The organism is Methylobacterium sp. WL18 (genome assembly GCF_008040015.1).
Taxonomy (GTDB): Bacteria; Pseudomonadota; Alphaproteobacteria; order Rhizobiales; family Beijerinckiaceae; genus Methylobacterium; species Methylobacterium mesophilicum.
The window spans coordinates 1-3,988 of record NZ_VRVD01000437.1; the positions used below are offsets into that span (position 1 = coordinate 1).

Annotated in this window: 2 protein-coding genes and 2 pseudogenes; 2 read left to right on the plus strand and 2 right to left on the minus strand. The window is 71.8% G+C overall.

What is annotated here, in order from left to right; genetic code table 11:
• Positions 1–324 (plus strand): annotated as a pseudogene (locus FV228_RS22400) (hypothetical protein); the annotation flags it as partial.
• A gap of 146 nt (positions 325–470) precedes the next feature.
• Here FV228_RS22400 and FV228_RS22405 read toward each other — a convergent pair.
• A complete protein-coding gene (locus FV228_RS22405; protein WP_147856619.1) occupies positions 471–2,255 on the minus strand; it encodes a DEAD/DEAH box helicase in 1,785 nt (594 codons plus the stop codon).
• Positions 2,256–2,554: 299 nt separating this feature from the next.
• On the opposite strand from FV228_RS22405, the gene FV228_RS22410 reads away from it, so the two are divergent.
• Positions 2,555–3,646 carry a calcium:proton antiporter gene (locus FV228_RS22410; RefSeq protein WP_147856620.1) on the plus strand — a complete coding sequence of 364 codons (1,092 nt, stop codon included), beginning with the start codon at positions 2,555–2,557 and terminating at the stop codon, positions 3,644–3,646.
• Here FV228_RS22410 and FV228_RS22415 read toward each other — a convergent pair.
• Positions 3,647–3,988: pseudogene (locus FV228_RS22415) on the minus strand (oxidoreductase); the annotation flags it as partial.

Sequence of the window (3,988 nt, forward strand, 5' to 3'; positions counted from 1 at the left end):
GTGCTGCAGCAGCCGCGGGCCTCCGAGATCGTCCGGGCGCGGCGGCGGGCACGACTGCGTCCCGCGCCGAAGCCGGTGGCGGCGACACCGATTCCGGCCTCACCCGAGAAGCCAGCCCGCAAGGTGATGGCCGTCAGCAAGCCGCCGGTTGCGAAGAAGGCCGCCGATGCGGCCAAGCCCGGCGCCGCGACCGTGGCTCAGGCCGAGCCGGCCGACGAGGAGACCGAGGTGCTCGGTATCAAGCTCCCGTCCCTGGCGCCGGCCGGCCGGAAGCTGAAGGAGAGCGTCGACGCACTGGGCGATGCGATGAAGAAGGTGTTCTAGCGCCTTCCACCGGACGCCGGAGCGGTTCGATACGCATGCTCCGCTCTCCGCAACGTCCCTACCGATAAGCGGGCGACTGCCGTTCTGGACGCCGCTTACGGGCTGCCCGGGGGCGCAGCAGCGCCCCCGTTCAGGATTCGGCCGGCTCAGCTGCGGCCTGTGTTCCGGCCGGGCTTGTGATCGGGCCGGGGACCGGACCGCTCGGCCTGGCGCTGATGCTTGCCGGCGCGCGGGCTCGCGAACCCCTTCGGGCCGCTCGGGGCACTCTTGCGCTCGGCCGGACCGGCATCCCCGGCCAAAGCCTCGACCTGGATCTCCGGCGAGCCGTTGCGGGCGAAGGCCTCGGCGAAGCGCGCGGCGGCGTTGCCGCGGATCTCGAACTTGGTCTCCCGGTCGAAGATCCGGATCGCGCCGATCTCCTGGCGGTCGATGCCGCCGCGGCGGGTCAGCATCGGCAGCAGACGGCGTGGGTCGGCGTTGTCGCGCCGGCCGAGATTGAGCCGGAACCACACCGCCGGACCCAGGGCGGCGATCTGCTCCGGGTTCATCGGGTCGTAGGGCGGGCGCTCGCTGACGCCGCGCGGCGCACGGCCCTCGCCGGGATCGCTGACCTCTTCGGGCGCCGGCAGGCGGGTGCGATAGACCCGGGCCAGCAGGGCGGCGAGTTCTTCCGGCGTCTTGCCGGCGAGCAGGGCGCCGGCGAGCGCGACATCCTCCTCAGCCGGCGGCTCGGAGAAGAGCGGGTCGGAGAGCATGCGCTCGCCGTCGAGCTTGCGGATGTCGTCGGCCGAAGGCGGCCCCGACCATTCCGGGCTCACCTTGGCCATGGCGAACATCTGCTCGGCGCGGCGGCGCCGGGAATTCGGGATCAGCAGCACCGAGGTGCCCTTGCGTCCGGCGCGGCCGGTGCGCCCGCTGCGGTGCTGGAGCACCTCGGCGTCGTGCGGCAAGTCGGCGTGGATCACAAGGCTCAGCGACGGCAGGTCGATGCCGCGCGCCGCCACGTCGGTGGCGACGCAGACCCGGGCACGCCCGTCGCGCAGGGCCTGGAGGGCGGCGTTGCGCTCGCCCTGGCCGAGCTCGCCCGAGAGCGCGACCACCGAGAAGCCGCGCTCGGTGAGGCTCGCCTGGAGATGGCGCACCGCGTTGCGGGTGTTGCAGAACACGATCGCGGTCGGGGCGTCCGCCTCGCGCAGGAGGTTGAGCACCACGTGCTCGGTCTCCCGCGGCATGATCCGCACCGCCCGGTAGGCGATGTCAGCGTGGCCCTTGCTCTCGCCCTTGATCGCCAGCCGCAGGGCGTTGCGCTGGTAGCGCTCGGCCAGGGCCTCGATCGCCTTCGGCAGGGTCGCGGAGAACAGGTAGGTCGCCCGCTCCGGCGGGGTGGACGAGAGGATGAACTCGATATCCTCGCGGAAACCGAGGTCGAGCATCTCGTCGGCCTCGTCGAGCACGACGGCGCGCAGGTTGGTCGGGTCGAGGTTGCGGCGCTCGAGGTGGTCGCGCAGGCGGCCCGGGGTGCCGACCACGATATGGGTACCGTCGGCCATCATCCGGGCCTCGCGGCGGGGATCCATGCCGCCGACGCAGGCGGTGACGCGCCCGCCGGCCGGGGCGTAGAGCCACAGCAGCTCGCGCTGGACCTGGAGGGCCAGTTCGCGGGTCGGGGCGATCACCAGGGCGAGCGGCGCGCCGGCGGGGGGCAGCATCTCGGCCGCATCGGCCTCCGCACCCGCTTCGCGGCCGAAGAGCATGTCGGCCATGGCGAGCCCGTAGGCCACGGTCTTGCCGGAGCCGGTCTGGGCGGAGACGAGGAGGTCGCGGGCGCCGGCCGCCGCCTCCAGCACCGCGGCCTGGACCGGGGTGGGATCGGCATATCCGCGCTCGGACAGGGCCCGCGCGAGGGGGGCGGGCAGGGTCGGGAAGGGCAAGTTTCGGAAACTCTCAACGGCCGCGCCGCGCCCGGCAGCGCGCCATCGCGCGGCGGAGGAATCAGGCACCGGACTTTATTCGGGTCCTAACAAGGTAGCGCCTACGAGGCCCGATGACCACTCCCGCCACGGCATGGGCCGGTTGCGCGCGCTCAGAGGGGCGCGGCGAGGCTGGTCCGCCCGCACTGACGCCACCGTAGGACGCGGGCTGACCCGGTCCAGGCCGGGCATGGACTCTCATTGGGTCCGACAGTACGCACGGCCGCGTCACACGACCGCGCACGGAGACGACCAAGACCATGACGGGAGTCCTGCGGCTGGCGGTGGCGTGGGCGACGGTTCTCGCCTTCGCGTGGTTCGGGAAGTCCTGGCTCGGGGACCTGTCGCAGCCCTGGTTCGCGGGCGGCCTGTTCGCCTGGCTGCTCGCGGTCATCGTCTGGGCGGCCTTCGGGGTCGTGCACGAGGCCGAGGATCTCGCGCATCGGCTCGGCGAGCCGCTCGGCACCCTGGTGCTGACCCTGTCGATCGTGATCATCGAGGTGGCGCTGATCTCCGCCGTGATGCTCTCGGCCAAGGACGCGCCGACGCTCGGCCGCGACACGATGTTCGCCGTGCTGATGATCGTGCTGAACGGCGTGGTCGGCCTCGGGCTGCTGATGGGCGGCCTGCGCCACCACCAGCAGAGCTACAACCTGCAGGGAGCCTCGGCCTTCCTGTCGGTGATCATCCCGCTGACCACCGTCGCGCTGATCATCCCGAACTTCACCAGCTCCACCGCCGACGGCACCCTGACCACCCTGCAGGCGGTGACCTTCTCGGTATTCACCCTGGCGCTCTACGGGGTGTTCCTGCTGATCCAGACCAGCCGGCACAGCGACTTTTTCCAGGAGTCGGAAGAGGAGGCGGACAGCGAGGCCGGCTCGGGTTCGGCCTCGCGCGGCGCGATCGCGAAGCACGTCGTGCTGCTGCTCGCCAACGTCGTACCGATCGTGCTGCTGGCCAAGAGCCTCGCGGCGATCCTCGACCACGGCATCGCAGCGCTCGGGGCGCCCTCCGCGCTCGGCGGCGTGCTGATCGCTGCCATCGTGTTCACCCCGGAGGCGATCTCGGCGCTGAAGGCCATCGCGCGCAACGAACTGCAGCGGGCGATCAACCTGTGCCTGGGCGCGGCGACCTCGACAATCGGCCTCACGGTGCCGGCGATCCTCACGATCGGCCTGCTCACCGGCCAGACCGTCGTGCTCGGCCTCAAGCCCACCGAGATGACGCTGCTCGCGGTGACGCTGATCCTGAGCACACAGACCTTCTCGGGCCTGCGCACGACGGTTCTGGAGGGCGCCGTGCACCTCGTGGTGTTCTTCGTCTACCTCGTGCTGATCTTCAGCCCGTGATCAGCTGCCGAACCGCTCGGTCCGGATCACGCCAGCCGGGACGCCCGCCGCCAGGATCAGGTCGGAGGCCGCGCCGACGAATCGGTTCGACCCGCAGAGGAAGACCTTTTCAGGTCGTCCGAGCCGCGCCAGGGCGCCGGCCACGAGGGCGGCGTCGATCCGCCGGCCGCCGGCATCCCGGGTGGTGGTGAGTTGCAGGGATAAGCCGGTTCCGTCGGCGGCGAGGCGCTCCAGTTCGGGCAACGCGATCGCGTCCGCGCGCGTCCGGGCGGAGTAGATCAGGGCCGCTGGAATCTCCGGAGCGACCAGCGCGCGCCGGCGCAGCATCGCCAGCAGCGGCAC